General features: G+C 63.3%; 12 protein-coding genes. 4 read left to right on the forward strand and 8 right to left on the reverse strand.

Annotation, left to right across the window (positions count from 1 at the left end):
• Nucleotides 1-4: 4 nt before the first annotated feature.
• Nucleotides 5-2,593, reverse strand: a complete 2,589-nt coding sequence (locus HNQ65_RS10900; RefSeq protein ID WP_184339558.1) for a DUF1588 domain-containing protein — start codon at nt 2,591-2,593, stop codon at nt 5-7.
• Nucleotides 2,594-2,675: 82 nt separating this feature from the next.
• Nucleotides 2,676-3,803, reverse strand: a complete 1,128-nt coding sequence (locus HNQ65_RS10905) for an SMP-30/gluconolactonase/LRE family protein (RefSeq protein ID WP_184339559.1) — start codon at nt 3,801-3,803, stop codon at nt 2,676-2,678.
• 89 nt (nt 3,804-3,892) lie between these two features.
• On the opposite strand from HNQ65_RS10905, the gene HNQ65_RS10910 reads away from it, so the two are divergent.
• The 3 genes from HNQ65_RS10910 (at nt 3,893) to HNQ65_RS10920 (ending at nt 6,457) form a co-directional block, all read left to right on the forward strand.
• The gene (locus HNQ65_RS10910) at nt 3,893-5,368 is read left to right on the forward strand and encodes a glycoside hydrolase family 10 protein (RefSeq protein WP_184339560.1); all 1,476 of its coding nucleotides are present in this window, start codon (nt 3,893-3,895) and stop codon (nt 5,366-5,368) included.
• A 118-nt stretch (nt 5,369-5,486) separates the two neighbouring features.
• Nucleotides 5,487-6,107, forward strand: a complete 621-nt coding sequence (locus tag HNQ65_RS10915; protein WP_184339561.1) for a PAS domain-containing protein — start codon at nt 5,487-5,489, stop codon at nt 6,105-6,107.
• A 59-nt stretch (nt 6,108-6,166) separates the two neighbouring features.
• Entirely contained in the window at nt 6,167-6,457 is a 291-nt protein-coding gene (locus HNQ65_RS10920) for a hypothetical protein (RefSeq protein WP_184339562.1), read from the forward strand.
• Here the strand turns inward: HNQ65_RS10920 and HNQ65_RS10925 are convergent, their stop codons facing one another.
• The 6 genes from HNQ65_RS10925 to HNQ65_RS10950 form a co-directional block, all read right to left on the reverse strand.
• A complete protein-coding gene (locus tag HNQ65_RS10925; RefSeq protein WP_184339563.1) occupies nt 6,458-7,300 on the reverse strand; it encodes a hypothetical protein in 843 nt (280 codons plus the stop codon). It abuts the gene before it with no gap.
• A 290-nt stretch (nt 7,301-7,590) separates the two neighbouring features.
• Entirely contained in the window at nt 7,591-9,270 is a 1,680-nt protein-coding gene (gene rpsA / locus HNQ65_RS10930) for a 30S ribosomal protein S1 (protein ID WP_184339564.1), read from the reverse strand.
• Between the two features lie 187 nt (nt 9,271-9,457).
• Complete coding sequence (locus tag HNQ65_RS10935) at nt 9,458-9,931, reverse strand: cytochrome c oxidase assembly factor Coa1 family protein (RefSeq protein ID WP_184339565.1); 474 nt, start codon at nt 9,929-9,931, stop codon at nt 9,458-9,460.
• Between the two features lie 101 nt (nt 9,932-10,032).
• A complete protein-coding gene (locus HNQ65_RS10940) occupies nt 10,033-11,460 on the reverse strand; it encodes a DUF1501 domain-containing protein (RefSeq protein WP_184339566.1) in 1,428 nt (475 codons plus the stop codon).
• Between the two features lie 21 nt (nt 11,461-11,481).
• The gene (locus HNQ65_RS10945) at nt 11,482-14,790 is read right to left on the reverse strand and encodes a PSD1 and planctomycete cytochrome C domain-containing protein (protein WP_184339567.1); all 3,309 of its coding nucleotides are present in this window, start codon (nt 14,788-14,790) and stop codon (nt 11,482-11,484) included.
• Nucleotides 14,787-15,833 carry a hypothetical protein gene (locus HNQ65_RS10950; RefSeq protein ID WP_184339568.1) on the reverse strand — a complete coding sequence of 349 codons (1,047 nt, stop codon included), beginning with the start codon at nt 15,831-15,833 and terminating at the stop codon, nt 14,787-14,789. Before HNQ65_RS10950 ends, HNQ65_RS10945 begins: the two co-directional genes overlap by 4 nt.
• A gap of 96 nt (nt 15,834-15,929) precedes the next feature.
• Here HNQ65_RS10950 and HNQ65_RS10955 point away from each other — a divergent pair, with 96 nt between their 5' ends.
• Complete coding sequence (locus HNQ65_RS10955; RefSeq protein WP_184339569.1) at nt 15,930-16,817, forward strand: AraC family transcriptional regulator; 888 nt, start codon at nt 15,930-15,932, stop codon at nt 16,815-16,817.
• Nucleotides 16,818-16,948: the final 131 nt, after the last annotated feature.

Below are 16,948 nucleotides of genomic sequence, written 5' to 3' on the forward strand. Positions count from 1 at the left end.
GAGATTACTTGCTTTGGAACAACGTGCTCTGGACGATCTGATGTATCAGGGATTTCACGCCATGGCCTTCGGCCTTGGTAGCGGCCAGCATCTGCTCGATGGCCGGGCGGTCGCCAAACTGGACGGGCGCGCCGGTGGCGTAGGTGACAAGCTGGCGCAGCAGATTGCGGGCGATTTGATCTTCATCGGCGAGCAGCAGCTTTTTCAATTCGCGGATGTCTTTGAAGTCGCGTCCATCCGGCAGCGTGCCGCTGGCATCCACCGGCTGTGCGGGATGGAAGGTGAAGGGCTGGCCGTTCTTGCCGTAGCCGGGCGGAGGAGTGCCGCCTTCGCCGAGGGCGCGGTAGTTATCCCGCCAGCCGCCCATGACGTCGAAATTCTCCAGTGCAAATCCGGCGGGGTCGATCTTGGCATGGCAGGCGGCGCAGGTCTCCAGCTTGCGATGAGCGGCGAGCTGCTCGCGAATGGTGTGGGCACCGCGTGTGTCGGGCTCGATGGCAGGCACGCTCGCAGGCGGTGGAGGCGGGGGCTTGCCCAGCAGGCGCTCCATGATCCACGCACCGCGCTGCACGGGGCTGGTGGTGGTGCCGTTGGCAGTGACCTTGAGCACGCTGGCCTGAGTCATGAGTCCGCCGCGCGGGCTGTCTTTGGGCAGCGAGACGCGCTGCAGCTTCACACCGTCCACCGCTGGCAGGCCGTAGTGCGCGGCCAGGCGCTCATTGAGCATGGCAAAGTCTGAGGCCACGAGATGGCGTGCAGGCAGATTGTTTTTTAGCAGCTCGGCAAAGAAGAGCTGCGTCTCCTGGGTGGCGGATTCCACCAGCAGATCGTCCAGGTAGTAGTCGGGGTACAGCGTGGCGTCGGGGGAGGTGGCGTTGGCTTTGCGCAGGTCCAGCCAGTAGTCGAGAAAGGCATCTACAAAGCGGCGCGCACGTGCATCGGCCAGCAGACGCTCTGTCTGCGCGCGCAGCACCTCGGGCTTGCTCAGGTCAGCGGCGCGCAGCTCGTCATCCGGGCCGGAGTTCCAGAGGAAGCAGGAGAGGCGGGTGGCCACGGCGGCATTGTCCAGACGGCCGGGTTTTTCTTCGAGGCAGACAAACTTGGGCGAGCACAGCACGGCAGTGTAGCCGGCGATCATGGAGTCGGCAAAATCGCTGCCTGCTTTGCGTGCGGCTTCGATGACGTGGAGGAAGCGCTGCACATCCTCGTCGGCGAAGGGCTCGCGATAGGCGCGCTGCATGAAGCGGCGCAGCAGGCGCTCGGCATCGGCGGGATTTTTGGAGATGACCTCGACCTTGGCGTTTTTGTCTTTGCGGAAGACGGGCAGGTCATCAAACAGCACGCGATGGCCGGGCAATGGCCAGCTTTCGAGGATGGGGCCCTGGACTTCCATCCACTGCATGGCCAGACCAGGCTGGCCCTCGTGAGTGGCGAGGGGATTGTGAAACGCAGGCGGGCGCGAGCGGAAAAGACGCACCGCGTCGTAGCGGATCAGCTCGCCTTTGAGCAGGTAGGTGTCGATCTCCTGCACGGTGGGCTCCACCCCCACATCAAAGCTGCCCAGCAAGCGAAGCTGACGCGGTGGCAGCTCGGAGTAGATCGTTACGGGCTCCGGACGGCGGCCTTTGGAGACCATGTCCAGATTGGGCCGCCACCAGCTTTTGGCCGGGCCTGGCCCCACCCACAGGGAGTAGCCGCTGAAGCGCAGCTTGTAGTGCCCGGACATGGGGGCTTTGAAAACGGTGAACTTCAGCTCGATGGGTTCGTAGCTGCTGGCCACGGTGCCGATGGCCTCCTGCTCGCGTGCTTTGGGGTCCTTGGCTCCGACCGTGGGCGGCGCGGTGCCTGCGCGGACGTCTGGCTGCGCCTGGGTGCCCAGTACAGGAAAGGTGGCGCGCTCGGGGCTGCGGTTGAACTCGCTGAACTTCATCTTGCGTACCAGCGAGGAGTCGGAGCGTGTGTAGTAGCGTTTGGTCTTCGACTCCGGGCGCGAGAGCTGCGAGGCCATGACCTCGCGCAGCGCGTAATCCGCCGCGCCGAGATAGCGCGCCATCTGCACGTGGGAGACATCCAGCGCATCGCCGATCTTGTTGAAGCGGCTGGCCTCGCCGTCCTCAGGCAGCTTGTCCTTGATCTGCAGCCACGGAGCGGAGAGGAGATCGCGCAGCGTGTTTTCATACTCCAGGCGGTTCATGCGCCGCCAGGTGGTGCGGCCTTCCTTGGCGGTGCGCTCCTGATCTGCCGCGATCATCGGCTGCTCGAGGTCTTTGAGAAACGCCGTCACCTCTGACGGTGCAGGCTGCGTTTTCTTTTTTTTCGGCGGCATCTCGCCATCGCGCACGCGATCATGCACCTTGACCCATTCCGCGAAGGCCTTGGGATTCTTGAGGTCAAACTTCAGCGCCGTGAGGTCGAGGTTTCCTTTCTTGGTGTCTGCGTCGTGGCATTCGATGCAGTACTGGTCCAGAAAGGACTGACGGCCTTTGTCAGCCGCCGAGGCGGGTGGTGCAGAGACAAGCGCCAGGCACAGGCCAGCGGCCTGTGGCAGCAGCGGAGAATGGCGACACAAAAACAGACGAGAGACAAAAGGCATTGGGGGGATGTAGGAAACGTCCTGGATCGGCCAAAGTACCGCAAATTTGATGCGGGATCATCTGGTTCCTGCCCCCTCGGCCTCAGCGCAGCGGTACGCTCCAGAGATGGCTGCCGGAGGTGATGAAGAGGGTCTTGCCGTCCTTGCCACCAAAGGCGCAGTTGCAGCATTCGTCCGGAGCCACGGGGATGAAGTCGAGCAGGTGGCCGGAGGGAGAGAGAATGTAACAGCCTGCCTTGAAGCTGGTGTTTTCGAACTCGGTGGCTTTGTTGGTGCCAGCAGCCACATAGATGCGGCCTGCGCTGTCCATCTTCATGCCATCGGGGCCACGGCCGTCTTTCCAATCGAAGAGGACTTTTTGTGTGCCGGGTTTCAAATCGCCGTTTTTATCCAGGGTATAGCGCAGGAGTTTGCGCGAGCCGCCGTGGGTGCTGTTGTTGTTGTCGGCGATGTAGAGGTAGTGGTTGTCTGGGGAGATGAGGATGCCGTTGGGGCGTTCCGCTCCGTCGCAATAGATGCGGGTGACGTTCGGGACATCGTAGACTAATCCACAAACGCCATGTGGAAATTTGGCTGGCCGATTGATCCGATACACACCTTCGACAAAGGGAACAAATGACTTCAAAGAATCTCCAATGTCTAAAAGGGCATCCAGTGTTTTGCTCTTCGATTTCTTTTCACTGCAGTGATGATAAAAATCGGCTGTATCTTGTGGGTTGGAGAATCCGCCAGGTAGACTAAAAATACCTAAACCCAGACGACTCTGGATCTCCATCCCCGCCCGCGACCCATACCTCGGGTCCGTGAAATAAATCCGGCCCTTCGAGTCCGTGCACAGATCGTTCGGCGAGTTGAAGCGTTTCCCTTCAAACCGATCCGCCAGCACGGTGATGCTTCCATCCTTCTCCGTCCGTGTGACGCGGCGCATCTTCGTCTCGCAGGCCACCAGTCGACCCTCTTTGTCAAACAGCAGCCCGTTCGACGAATTATGGCGAAACACCGTCGTCTTCCCATCCGGTCCCATGCGGTTGATGTGCTGGCCGTCGGTAAAGTAGAGGGAGCCGTCTTTCCATGCGGGGCCTTCCGTCGCGCCGATGGCACCGTGGTCCTTGGGCTTGGCCCCAGGAACGATGGGCGAGCGCATGGAGGTGCAGGAGGCCAGGGCAAGGCCGAGGGCGAGGGCGAGGAAGGGAAGGGCAGTAGTGTGCATGCGCGGTAGGCGGAATGATGACGCAGGAATACGGCGGGGGGCGGAAAATTTCAGCGACACATCGCCGTAGCAGCGTTTTCTAACAGCACATGCGTTTGACCCTTCTGCTGCCCTTTCTCCTGCTCTCCGCCGCCATGCTGCACGCCCAGACCGGTGTGAGTGTGCCGCCGCCTGCGCGTGAACTGCGGGGTTCGTGGATCGCGACGGTGCGGAATATCAACTGGCCCTCCGAGCCGGGCCTGCCGGTGGCGAAGCAGAAGGCACAGCTGCTGGCATTGATCGACTCCGCAGCCAAGATCGGGCTGAATGCACTCATCTTCCAGGTGCGGCCCGCCGGAGACGCCATGTATGAGTCAAAGCTGGAGCCGTGGTCGCCGTTTCTCACCGGAGAGATGGGCAAATCCCCCGGCTGGGATCCGCTGGAGTTTGCGGTGACGGAGGCGCACAAGCGCGGCATGGAACTGCATGCGTGGTTCAACCCCTTCCGTGCGCTGGCGGGGGAGAAGCATGCGCCGAGCGCTGATCATATCCGACGCGAGAATCCGCAGTGGACGATGAAGTACAACATCGACTGGTGGATGGACCCGGGCGTGCCCGAAGTGCGGAAGCAGGCGGTGGACGTGATGCTGGATGTGACTCGCCGCTACGATGTGGATGGCATCCACATCGATGATTACTTCTACCCCTATCCCATCATGGACGCGGCAAAGAAGAAGATCCCGTTTCCTGATGAGGCCCGGTATGCGCTCTACCGCGCCAATGGCGGCACGCTGGAGCTCACCGCATGGCGGCGGCAGAATGTGGACGAGGTGGTGCGCACCACATACGAGGGCATCAAGGGGATCAAGCGGCACGTGAAGTTTGGAATCAGCCCCTTCGGCCTGTGGCGGCCCAACTACCCCGAAGGCACCGGTGGCGGGCTGGACCCGTATGAGGATCTGGCGGCAGACTCGCTCAAGTGGCTGCAGCAGGGCTGGGTGGACTACTTCACGCCGCAGCTGTACTGGACGATCGACCGGCCCAAGCTGGGCTTCATCACCTACTACGACTGGTGGCTGCAGCAGAACACGCAGGGCCGCCACATCTGGCCTGGGATGAACACCTCAAAAATTGGCGATGACCGCAACGCGGGCGAGATCCTGCACGAGATGAGCGTGCTGCGGGAGCGCGGCCTGAAGATGACGCCCGGCCACTTTCACTGGAATTTTGGCGCGCTGCACAAGGACATCGGCAAGATTGGCACGTATTTGAAGCAGCGCGCCTACACGCCGCACGCACTGCCGCCCGCCAGCCCCTGGCTGAGCAATACGCCGCTGCCCGCCCCGCTGGTGGGCAAGACGATGCCCGGCGGCCGCAAGACGGTGGCGTGGCGTTTTGACGATCCGCGCTGGATGGCCTCCACCCGCTGGTGGGTGATGCAGGCGCAGATCGGCGGCAAGTGGCAGACGTGGAAGGCTTTTTACAAGGACCAGCAGAGCGCCGAGTGGCCCGAAGGCGCCACCGCCGTGGCCATCCGCGCCGGAGGTCTGGGCTGGGAAGTGGGCGAGGCAGGAGTGGCCAACTGAGACTGGGGGCAAGGTCTGGCCTTGTAGCAAGCTTGCATGCTCCATGGCCGATCCTGCAACAAGAAAGAAGCGATCATTTAGGCGACTAGTGATTTGTCATGCAGCAGCTTTTAATTGAATGGAACTCAAAGCCATAGATCCCGCCTTTCTGGCACTCCGGGCGATCAATCAGATATCCGCCATGGTGGCGTACTGGGATTCTGAGCAGCGCTGCCGCTTCTCCAATGATGCGTATCGGGAATGGTTTGGTCGCAGCCCTGCGGAAATGGTGGGCATGCACATGAAGGAGCTGCTGGGCCCGCTTTATGAAATGAATCTGGCCTACATCGAGGCGGCGCTGCGGGGCGAGCCGCAGCAATTTGAGAGGCACATCCCGCTGCCGCAGGGCGGAGCGAGGGACAGCATCGCCACCTACACACCGGATATCGAGGACGGGGTGGTGCGGGGCTTCTGGGCGCACGTGGCGGATGTGACCCCGCTGCGCATGCGCGAGGCAGCGCTGCGGCGGGCCATCTCCGAGCGCGACGAGGCGCTGGCGGAGGTGCGCACCCTTCGCGGTCTGCTGCCCATCTGTGCCGCATGCAAAAACATCCGCGACGAGCAGGGGGAATGGCATGGGATGGAGATGTACGTCTCCGCACATACGGAGGTGAGCTTTACGCATTCATTGTGCCCCACCTGCATGCCCATTTACTTTCCAGAGTCCGAATCGCCGCCTCCCGATCCGGCTACAAACTAGCCAGCATTGTGGAGCCAGATGCGGGTTGTCATCTCGCATGCCGGCCGCATGTTCTTCCCATGAGACCGAGGACATTTGAAATCCGGGGACTGCCCGCCATGCTTTTCATGGGCATGCTGGCGGTGGCTGCCGTGGCCTTGCTGGCGCTGCTGCTGATGGTGGGTGCCGCCGTGGCCGTGACCGGTCTGGCTATTTCCGCCGTTGCCGCGCTCTTCTACACCCTGCGCCGCAAGCTCAGCTCCGGCAGCAAAAGCACCCCCTGGCTGGAGCCTGCTCAGACTTCTACGCCTACCACGACGAGCCTGGAAGTGCGTGAGATCGAGGTGGAGGTGCTGCCGCGCAGAGACTAGTCACGCGCAGTATTCCCAGAACAGCCCGCCCATCATGCAGCCGAGTTCATTGCGCGGGGCGAAGTTGCCACGCGTGTAGAGCACGATGGCGTAGGGAGTGTTGCGGTAGTAGAAGAACAGGGACTCGTGGTCCCACTCGCCGTAGTTGCCGGTCTTGCCGCCGATGTAGGTGATGCTGGCAGGCATGACCCAGCGGCCGAGGCCGTACTGATCCCGCCGCATGGCCTCCAGCAGCAGCTCGCAGCCATATTCCAGGCGGTAGTTCACACAGCGCTCGTAAAATTCCGCGTAAAAGCGCGGCGACTGCCAGTTGTTGAGGATCTGTACATTCGGGAGGCTGTACTTCCATTCAAAGGCCTGCTCGTCTGCAGAATTGAGCCGGGCCATGAGATAGTACCACGATTCATTCTGGCTGAGGTCGCAGGCATAGACGACGTTTTGGAATTCCTCGCGCGTCAGGTTGCCGCGTCGTTTTTCCAGCAATAGGGCGGCCACGGCGGGCTTGGGCATGGAGCCGCCCACAAAGAGCTGGTCTGCCTGAAACTCTGCCAGGTAGTGCCCCGTGGCGAGGTTTTTGACCGCGTAGCCGATGCGGGGATCCCGCTTGTGTGTGCGGTACACATACTCCATGCCGGAGGTGAAGGGGCGGCCATGCGCGCTGTGGGGGCGGAAGCGCAGGCTGGCACCGGAGGCAAGAAAGCGGTTGTGGTATTCCCACTGCGCCCGCGTGCGGCGCGCCGAGACCCCGAGCACCGAGGTGGAGGCGCAGCCAGCAAGCGCTGCGGGAAGCGCCAGCAGCCCGCGCTGCAGCCAGCGGCGGCGTGTTTCCGGGGGCCCCGGCATGGGGAATGGACTCTCGGGCGGCATGCGCTCCATTTTATCCCCTCATTTGAGGGTGCCAGAGGGAAAGTGTCAGAAGATTGTTTCAGCTCCGTAGAGCGCCGATGGGGGCTCATCTCATCTTCCTTCCGCGATAGACCCTCAACATTCCAATCCAAGGGAGGAGGAGTATGAGTAAGAGGAGGAGAAAGATGACGTGGGATTTACTGGCAGTCTCACACGCGTCCCAAAAAAAGGGGACGCCCTGCGGCGTCCCCTCGTGGTTGATTGGATGTTGAATCTCAGATCGCGGATTACTGGCCGCCCGGACGCCACTCTTCGGTGGCGAACTTGAAGGCCTGCTCCAGACCGACGAGGTCGGTGCTTGGGCGCAGAGCTTCGAAAGCCTGGCTTTCCTTCTGGATGTCGGCGTCGCTGTAGTTCATGGCCTTGATGGAGAGGCCGATGCGGCGCTCCACCTTGTCCACCTTGATCACGCGGGCTTCCACTTCGTCGCCCACGTTCAGCTTGTCCTTCACCTTCTCGATGCGGTCTTCGCTGATCTGGGAGATGTGCACCAGACCGTCGATGTCGTCTTCCAGCTCCACAAAGGCGCCGAAGGAGGCGATCTTGGCCACGCGGCCCTTCACCACATCGCCCACCTTGAAGCGGGTGTCGATGATGGACCATGGGTCGGTGTCCAGCTGCTTCATGCCGAGGCTGATGCGCTGGTTGGCCTTGTCGATGCCGAGCACGACGGCGTCCACTTCCTGGCCCTTCTTGAGGAGCTCGGAAGGATGATTGATCTTGCGGGTCCAGCTGAGGTCGGACACGTGGATCATGCCATCGATGCCTTCTTCCAGCTCCACAAACGCACCGTAAGCGGTGAGGTTGCGGACGGCGCGCTTGAGCTGCGTGCCGATCGGATAGCGGGTGTCGATGTCGTCCCACGGATTGGCTTCCAGCTGACGCACGCCAAGGCTGATCTTGCGCTCTTCCTTGTTGATGCCAAGGACGGAGGCTTCGATCTCCTGACCGACGGTAAGGACGTCGGAAGGACGGGCGATGCGCTTGGTCCAGGAAAGCTCGGAGACGTGGACGAGGCCTTCGACGCCTTCTTCCACTTCCACGAATGCGCCGTAAGCCACCAGCTTGGTGACCTTGCCGCGCACGCGCTGGCCCACGGGGTAGCGGGCTTCGATGTTTTCCCAGGGGTTGTTCTGGAGCTGCTTGAGGCCCAGGGAGACACGCTCCTTCTCGCGGTTGACTTCGAGAATCTGGACTTCGATCTTCTGCCCGATTCCGAGCATTTCGGAAGGATGGTTGAGGCGGCCCCAGGACATGTCCGTGATGTGGAGCAGTCCGTCCATGCCGTTGAGGTCCACGAACGCACCGAAGTCGGTGATGTTCTTGACGATACCGATGACCTTGTCGCCAGGGGTGACGCCGTCGAGGAACTTCTGGCGCTGTTCGGCGCGCTCGGCCTCGATGACTTCGCGGCGGGAAAGGACGATGTTTTTGCGCTCGTCGTTGATCTTGACGATCTTGAATTCGAACACCTTGCCGACGTACTCGTTGAGGTCTTTCGGCGGGATAATGTCGATCTGGCTGCCGGGCAGGAAGGCTTCCACGCCCACATTGACCATGAGGCCGCCTTTGACGACGCTCTTGACCTTGCCTTTGACGAGACCGCCGTCCTTGAAGACGTTGTAGATCTTCTCCCAGTTCTGGCGGTGTGCGGCCTTCTCCTTGGAGAGGACGACCATGCCTTCGTCGTTTTCGAGGCGCTCGAGGAGGACTTCCACCTCATCGCCTACCTGGATGTCTTCATCTTCAAACTCGTTGGCCGGGATGGCACCTTCGGACTTGTAGCCGATATCGACGAGGATGACCTGGGGTTTGATTTCGAGGATCTTGCCTTTGACGATGGATCCTTCGGAAAGCTCGCGGAAAGAACCTGCGATCAGGTCTGCGAGTGTCGCTGTTGCGCTCATTATCAGTTGTTTACGGGTTGCGAGTGTTTAGTGGGTAAACCGCGCACGCGCCTCCACTCCTGAGGCACCCGGCGGGCTGTCGTCCCGCAAAGCCAAAAGGCCTCCGGACAAGAGGGGCGGGATTGTCGGGGAAGAAACGCGTTTGGCAAGGGGGAAATGCGGGGGAAAGCGCCCCTCGGCTCCCTCCTCAAGGTCCAGTCCGCAAGTCTAACTTCTTACCGTCTGGCAACTCCACCTCCAAAGTCGAATATTCCCAGGCGGCAGCTTTGGACGCTTTGTGCGCCTTGACCCTGAGGGTGCCCTCTGCCTTGGGGCCACGTACCGGGAGGGTGAAGTCTGCATTCCCTACACCGTTGTTGTAGTTCGCCGAACCTGAGAACGACCAGCCGGGTGCCATGGGCGTCCCCAGCTCCTTCCGCACTTCGGAGGAGTTTTCCACGCGCTTGAGAGCCTCCGTATACACATCCGACTTCTGGATGAACCCCATGGCCAGGAAGTAAACACCAAAGGAGATGACCACGCTGACAAGGATGAGGCCAAGGCAGCCTCCACAGCCCAGCAGCACCCATTTACCACCACTGGCTTTCCCTGCTGGTGTCAGGGCAGGAGGTGGGGCCGGGAAAGGCGAGGGAGGCGGCGGCGGATGCGGGAGAGAGTCCATGGCCGGGATCGGTTTCCAGCATTCAAGCGGAAAGCTGCCTGAATGTCGAGAGTTCTCAGGGGGCACTGGCAATAACAAACTGCCAGCAGCAGGCTGCCATCTCATGCCAGCAGCTCGCTCAGCACCCGGCCGTGCACATCCGTCAGCCGCTGGTCGCGCCCGCCGTGGCGGTAGGTCAGCCTTTCGTGGTCCACCCCCATCTGGTGCAGCAGCGTGGCGTGGATGTCGTGGATGCTGACGGGATCCCGTGTCACAGAGTTGCCAAACTCGTCCGTCTCTCCGTATGCCATGCCTCCGCGCATGCCGCCGCCTGCCATAAAAAGGCTGTAGCCGTTTACGTGGTGGTCGCGCCCGCAGCTCTCCGTGACCTTGGGCGTGTGCGGGGTGCGCCCCATCTCCCCGGCCCAAAGCACGATCGTTTCGTCCAGCAGCCCGCGTTGCTCCAGGTCCAGGATCAGCGCCGCCACGCTCTGGTCCGTGATGCGGGCGTTTTTTTCGTGATTGATCTTCAGCAGCCCGTGCTGGTCCCAGGGCGAGTTGTTTCCGTCAAAGCTCGGGCAGGTGATCTCCACAAAGCGCACGCCTGCCTCCACCAGTCGGCGCGCCCGCAGCGCCTGCGTGGCATAAAAACGCTGGTGCTCGTCCGTCGCGTCCACGCCATACATCCGGCGCACGTGCTCCGGCTCCGCGCTGATGTCCGCGATCTGCGGCACCGCGCTCTGCATTCGGAAGGCCGTTTCGTAGTTTGCTATCGCCGCCTCGATCGCGTTCGCGTCCGAGGCCCGGGCCGCAAAGTCCGCATCCTGCGCCGCCAGCAGCGCCAGCTTCCGCCGCTGCACGGCCGCCGCGTCCCGGGGCGCGATGTTGTCCACCGGCACGCCGCGTGCGCGCACCATTGTGGCCTGGTGGCTCGCAGGGAGGAAGGAGCTGCCAAAATTCTCCAGTCCTCCGTTGGGCACCCAGTCATTGTTCAGAACGACATAGCCGGGCAGGCTGGTGTTCTCCGTGCCCAGTCCGTAGGACACCCACGCGCCAAAGCTCGGTGCCTGGCCCAGGATGCGCCCGGTGTGCAGCAGCAGGTTCTGCTGACCGTGCAGCGGCAGCTCACCCACCATGCTGCGCACCACGCACAGATGGTCCGCCACCCGTGCCGTGTGCGGCAGCAGGCTGCTCACCCACAGCCCGCTCTCCCCATGCTGGCGGAACTCCCACGGGCTGCCCAGCCATACACGCCCCGCGCCCGACTGCGCCCTTTTCGTCACCGCGCTCTCGCCGATGGGTTTGCCCTCGTGCTTTTTCAGCATCGGCTTCGGGTCAAAGGTGTCCACATGGCTCGGCCCGCCGTCCATGAAGCAGAAAATGATGTTCTTTGCCCTCGCCCGCGTGGTGCGGTGCTGCGGCAGTGCTCCACCTGCCAGCGCCTGCAGAGCCAGCATGCCAAAACCCGCCGACGCGCCCGCCAGCACCTCCCGTCTTCCGCAGCAGCGGACCGGCAGTCCGGGGGAGTGACATATGTGAGGCTTTTTCATGGTGCGAAGCGGCAGATGATTTCAGCGGTAATAAATAAACTCCTTCGTATTGAAAAGCGCATGTGCCAGCGCGGCCCAGCCTTCCGGGGTGTCTCCGCCCAGACCTGCCAGTGCAGTGCACCAGCGCTCCGTCTCCACAGTGGCGGGCTCCCGCGCCAGCGCCTGCTCAAACATGTGGCGCACCCGGGCCTGGATGTCCTCCGCCGTGCCGCGCTCCGCCACCTGCCGACCCCAGCGCTGCGCCATCTCGTGCACCAGCGGATCATTCAGCAGGATGAGAGCCTGCGCTGGCACGTTTGTCACATCCCGTCTCCCCGTCGGCAGCTTGAGGTCTGGGAGGTTAAACCCCGTCAGAAACCTTGGCGGGTCCATGATCGACATCTGCAGATACACCGACCTCCGGCCGCCGCCGTCCAGAGGCCCGGAGAAAAGGCGCTTTTTGTCATCCTCCGCCGTGCGGTAGGGGGCCACAGGGCGGCCGTAGAGCTGAGGCTCCAGCCGGCCAGCAACCGCCAGCAGCGCATCGCGGATGCCCTCTGCCTCGAGCCTTCTTGTGGGCATGTAGGAGAGCAGCCGGTTGGCGGGATCGCGCTCGCGTGCCGCCTCCGTGCTCGTGCCGCTCTGGCGGAAGGTCTGGCTCAGCACCAGACGGCGCACCAGTTTCTTAGTGCTCCAGCCCTCGCGGATAAACTCCCGCGCCAGCCAGTCCAGCAGCTCCGGGTGCATGGGCCTTTCCCCCAGCCGCCCAAAGTCATCCGGCGTGGCCACCAGCCCGGTGCCAAAGACCCACTGCCACACACGGTTCACATATACCCGCGCCGTCAGCGGGTGCTCCGGCTGCAGCAGAGACTCCGCCAGCGCCAGCCGGTCCGCCACTTTGCGCGTGCCTGCGCCCAGCATGCGCAGAGACCCCGGCGCTATGAGCTCGCCCGTGGCATCCACATTTCCACGTACATTTAGCGGGTACTTCACCGCAGGCGCGTGGCGTTCGTCCATGCTGACCACGCTGCGTGGGAAGGGGATGCCCCCCTCCACGCGGCGGTACTCCGCCACCAGCTCTGCCAGCCTGCTGCCCGGAGCGGCCTCGTTGCGCAGCAGGCCCTGCTGCAGCATCCAGTCCAGCAGCTCGCAGTCGCCGCTGTGGGTTTCGTTCCGGCCCCAGCGGCGCACCGCCGCATTCATCCAAGCCGCCGCACGCGCCCACACCTCTGCGGGTGGAGCGGCCGCAGCAGCGCCTTCTTCTCCATACAGCCCGCTGAAAACCTCCTGCGCATCCGGCGGCGCGGCGGCACGGTCATGCGTCACGATCTCTGTGATGCTGATCCAGCTCCGCTTGTCATAGCCCAGGTCATGGTTCTTCATCCCCTTCGCCAGACCTGTGCGCGGCGGGAAGTTCGGGTTCAGCGGCGCGGTGCAGAACTCCACTGCCACCTGCTGCGCGCCGTTCTTCAGCACTGCATCCGCAAACGTGCGCCACTCCGGCCGTGCATTCGTGTAAAAGGCCACCGTCTCGTTTTGAAAGGCGTGGTCATCCACCACCAGATGCCCGCCAAACTCCCCGCCAGCCACCCGCAGGCTCACGTGCGTGCCCGGCACCCGATGCTCCGGCGGCATGCGCAGGCTGCCTGGCAGGCGCGAGCTCAGCGCATGCGTGTGCCACCCCGCAGGCAGCAGCCGCGCCACCACCCCCGGGCCCTCCAGCGCCACCAGCGGCGTCCCTTCCTCCGTCCGTCCATGCACCAGCCCGTCTCCCTCAAACACCCACTCATCCAGCCTGGCCGGCGTGTAGTCCGCGCGCGCCTTCACCGCTGCCGCATTCAGCTTCCGCCACTCCGCAGCACGTTTGGCAAACTCCGCCGGCACCACCGCCGCAGCCGCCAGTGCTGATCCCGGTCCGGGGCCCTTCAGCGCCTCCCCATGGGTCCCCGCCCAGGCCTGCAGCCCAGCAGCCTCCAGCGGCGGCTGCCCGCCCCACAGCGACGCCAGCTCCTTGCGGATGCCTCTGCGCAGCTCCTTCAGCCGTGAGACAGCCGCTTCATTCCGCCCCGGCGCATCCACCACCCGTGTCGTCCAGCGCGGCTGGGTAAACAGCGCCGCCAGCGCGTAGTAGTCCCGCTGCGCCACCGCCTCCAGTTTGTGATCATGACAGCGCGCGCATGCCACCGTCGTTGCCAGAAAAGCCTTCGAAAACGCATCGATCTTGTTGTTCACCATCTCCTGGTGGATGCCGTTGAACATCAGGCTGCTCCCGTGCCTGTGCTCCCCCATGTGGTAAAACATCGGCCCGATCAGGCTCTCGTTTGTGTCCGCCGCCGCATGAATGCGCGGCTGCTTCAGCAGATCTCCAGCCAGCTGCTCGCGCACCATCTGGTCATAGCCCGTGTCGTCATTAAACGCGCGGATCAGGTAGTCGCGGTATTCATATGCGCCCTTCGCTGGATTATCCCACTCGTAGCCGTACGTGTCCGTGTAGCGCACCACATCCATCCAGTGCCGCGCCAAGTGCTCGCCAAAGCGCGGACTCGCCAGCAGCGCATCCACCCAAGCCTCCATTCTCTGCTCCACCGATGGCGCAGCAGAGGCCACGCCACGGCCGCCCGTCGCCGCTGCCACAGGCGGAAGGCCCGTCAGCACCAGCGCCAGACGCCGCCGCAGCGTGGCCTCATCCGCAGGCGGGGCAGGGGAGAGCCCCGCTTTCTCCAGCCCTGCTTTGATAAAACAGTCCACCGGCTCGCGAGCCCAAGCCGCATCCTGCACACGTGGAGGTGTGGAGTGGCGCATCGGTTTCAGGCTCCACCAGTCCAGCCGCTTCTGAAACTCCGCCTCCCATGCATCCGCCGTCTTCAACTCTGCGCCCGCGTCTGCACCCGCGCTACGTGGGTCCGGCGCACCCTCGCGCACCCAGTCCTTAAGCAGCTCGATCTCCGCCTGTGGCAGCCGCAGCTTCGGCGGCATTTTCAGATCCTTCTCCACATGGCTCACCGCCTGGATGAGCAGGCTCGCCTCCGGTCTGCCCGGCACCACCGCCGGGCCGCTCTCCCCGCCTTTTTCCCAGCCGCTGCGGGAGTCCAGCGCCAGCCCGCCCTTGATCTTGTGCGCATGCGAGTGGCACTCAAAGCACCGTCTCTCCAGCAGAGGCCCGATCTTTTGGGCAAAGACATTCTCCGTCTGTTTCGCCTCAGGTGCTGAGGCAGCAGCCTCGTCTCCGGCAGCCTTCGCAGCGGGCCGCGCCTTCCCGGCCGCATGCCCCAGGCCACAAACGTGCAGCATGACAAAGAGCGCCAGTGCAGGTGGCATGAAGATGCTGGAACTGTGGGGGGGGGCGCTCATGGTTTTTCCTGGCCCAGCCACTGCAGGCCCACGATGCGCTGTTCGATGTTGCCAGTCTTTGGTTCCAGAGACCCCGGTTTCTTCCCTGCAAAAGCCTCCACGCCCAGCCGCCACACCACCTTCTTCTCCCGCGTGACCTCAAAGAGTTGCACCGCCGTCTCCTTTGCGTCATGGTAGTGCCAGTCGGAGTTGGCCACCAACGTGTTCCCGTTCTCAAAACGGTGAAACCCGCCAAAGATCACCACTGGAAACTCCCGGATGTCCTCCGGCCTCAGCTCCCACACCACTGCATGCTCCGGCGTAACCTCCAGCAGTCCGCCGCGCCAGGCCATCAGCGTGTGTCCGTTGGCCAGCCGCTCCGCCACCACCGGCAGGTCTGGCACCGCATGCCGCCACAGCTCCCGTCCCGCGCCGTCCACCTCTACAAAAGCCTTCTCCGCCCGCAGCGCCAGCAGATAGGTGCCCGCAGCGGTGCGGCGCAGCAGGTTGTATCGTGCATGCGGCCCCGCCTTCGCCGCAGCCTCCGTGGCGGGGGGCGGCAGCGCCACGCGCTCCGCCACGCCACCCTGCGGCGTCAGCCGCACCAGCTCCCGCGTGCCGGCATCCGTCGTCAGCGCACCACCATCCGGCAGCGGCACGCATGTCTTCAGCTCCGCAGGCGCCTTCACCGCATGCTCCCATATGATGCGCCCGTCTGGCGCCACCTCCCGCACCCAGCGGTGCGCCGAGCACAGGTAGTTCCCCGTTGGCAGCCGCCACCCGTCGTATACGATGTCTCCGTACGCCGTCTCTCCACCACGCCCGTTTTTCACCGGCACAAAAAAGCGCCCAAACTCCATCGCACCGCCGCGGTCAAACACGCAGATCCCTTCGCCAGACGCTATCAGGACTCTTCCAGCCGCCACCGGGGCGGCGGCCTGTGATTCCTTCGACTCAGATTCCTGACCCTCTGCCAGCGGTGCTGCCGCAAACATCATCGTCAGCAGCAGCGCCACCACGGCCGCCGCCGTCACCGCAGCCTGCATGGAGGAGGAGCAGGGCATGATCATTTCAGTGTGCATGGATGGCATGCCCAAACCTACGCCCTGCTTCTGTGCTCTCTGTGTGGCGGGATCATCAAAAAATGGTAAAATCCTCTCATGCCAGTCCCCGACACCAGACCCTCCGCCCGTCGGCCCAAATCCTCCCGTGCCTCCGCCCTGCAGCCTCGTCGGCAGCAACCGCAGCCTTCCGCACCAGACCAGCTTCTGCCAGACCCTGCCACACCGCAGCAGTTCTTCGCCTCGCTGGGAGATGGCCGCCAGATCCTCGACGCCCTGGAGCGTGTACCTGGTGCCATGTTCATGGTCAAAGACCTCCACTCCCGCTACCTCTTCATGAGCCGCTCCCTCAAGGAGGCCATCCACCTCCCAGCGCATTTTGACGTCACCGGCCGTACCGACTTTGACCTCTTCCCCCGCATCATCGCCGAGAACTTCCGCCAGAATGATCGTCGCGTCTTCCAGACGAGCCAGCCCCTCGTGCAGGAAATCCACGCCACAGGCTTTTTCGATCATCCCACCTCCTGGTGCTACTCCAGCAAATACCCTCTCCACGACCAGTGCGGCCGCGTCATCGGCCTCATCACCATCAACGAAAAGCACACCGACGTGATGGGGGCCGGCTCCGAGCTCGACCGCCTCCTTCCAGCCATCGACCACATCTCCCGCCACTATGCCATGCGAATCACCATCGCCGCGCTCGCGCGGCTCTGTGGCTTCTCCTCCAGCCACTTCATGCGTATTTTCCGCCAGCGACTGCTTATGACGCCGCGTGCCTACATCGAGCAGGTGCGCCTGTTTCATGCCAGCGACTCCCTGCGCCGCACTGCCGCCTCCGTGGCCGAGATCGCCCTCGCCGCCGGCTTCTACGATCCCAGCTCCTTCGTCAAACGCTTCAAGCGCTTCACCGGCCTGACTCCTCTGCACTACCGCCGCCAGCAGCAGCACCGCACTCGTGCTGCTCTGGCCATTCCTGCAGTGCCCTGACGTCTTGTGCTTTGCACGCCTTCCGCGCCCCCAGCTCAAGAATGGCGCAGCATGGGCAATTGCAGGCTGCAAGGTTATGCGCAAAGGGTAGATTGGGTGGCATTTTTAACCGATTTTGGGCCCTCCCATGA

The sequence above is a fragment of the Prosthecobacter vanneervenii genome (assembly GCF_014203095.1).
Lineage (GTDB): Bacteria > Verrucomicrobiota > Verrucomicrobiia > Verrucomicrobiales > Verrucomicrobiaceae > Prosthecobacter > Prosthecobacter vanneervenii.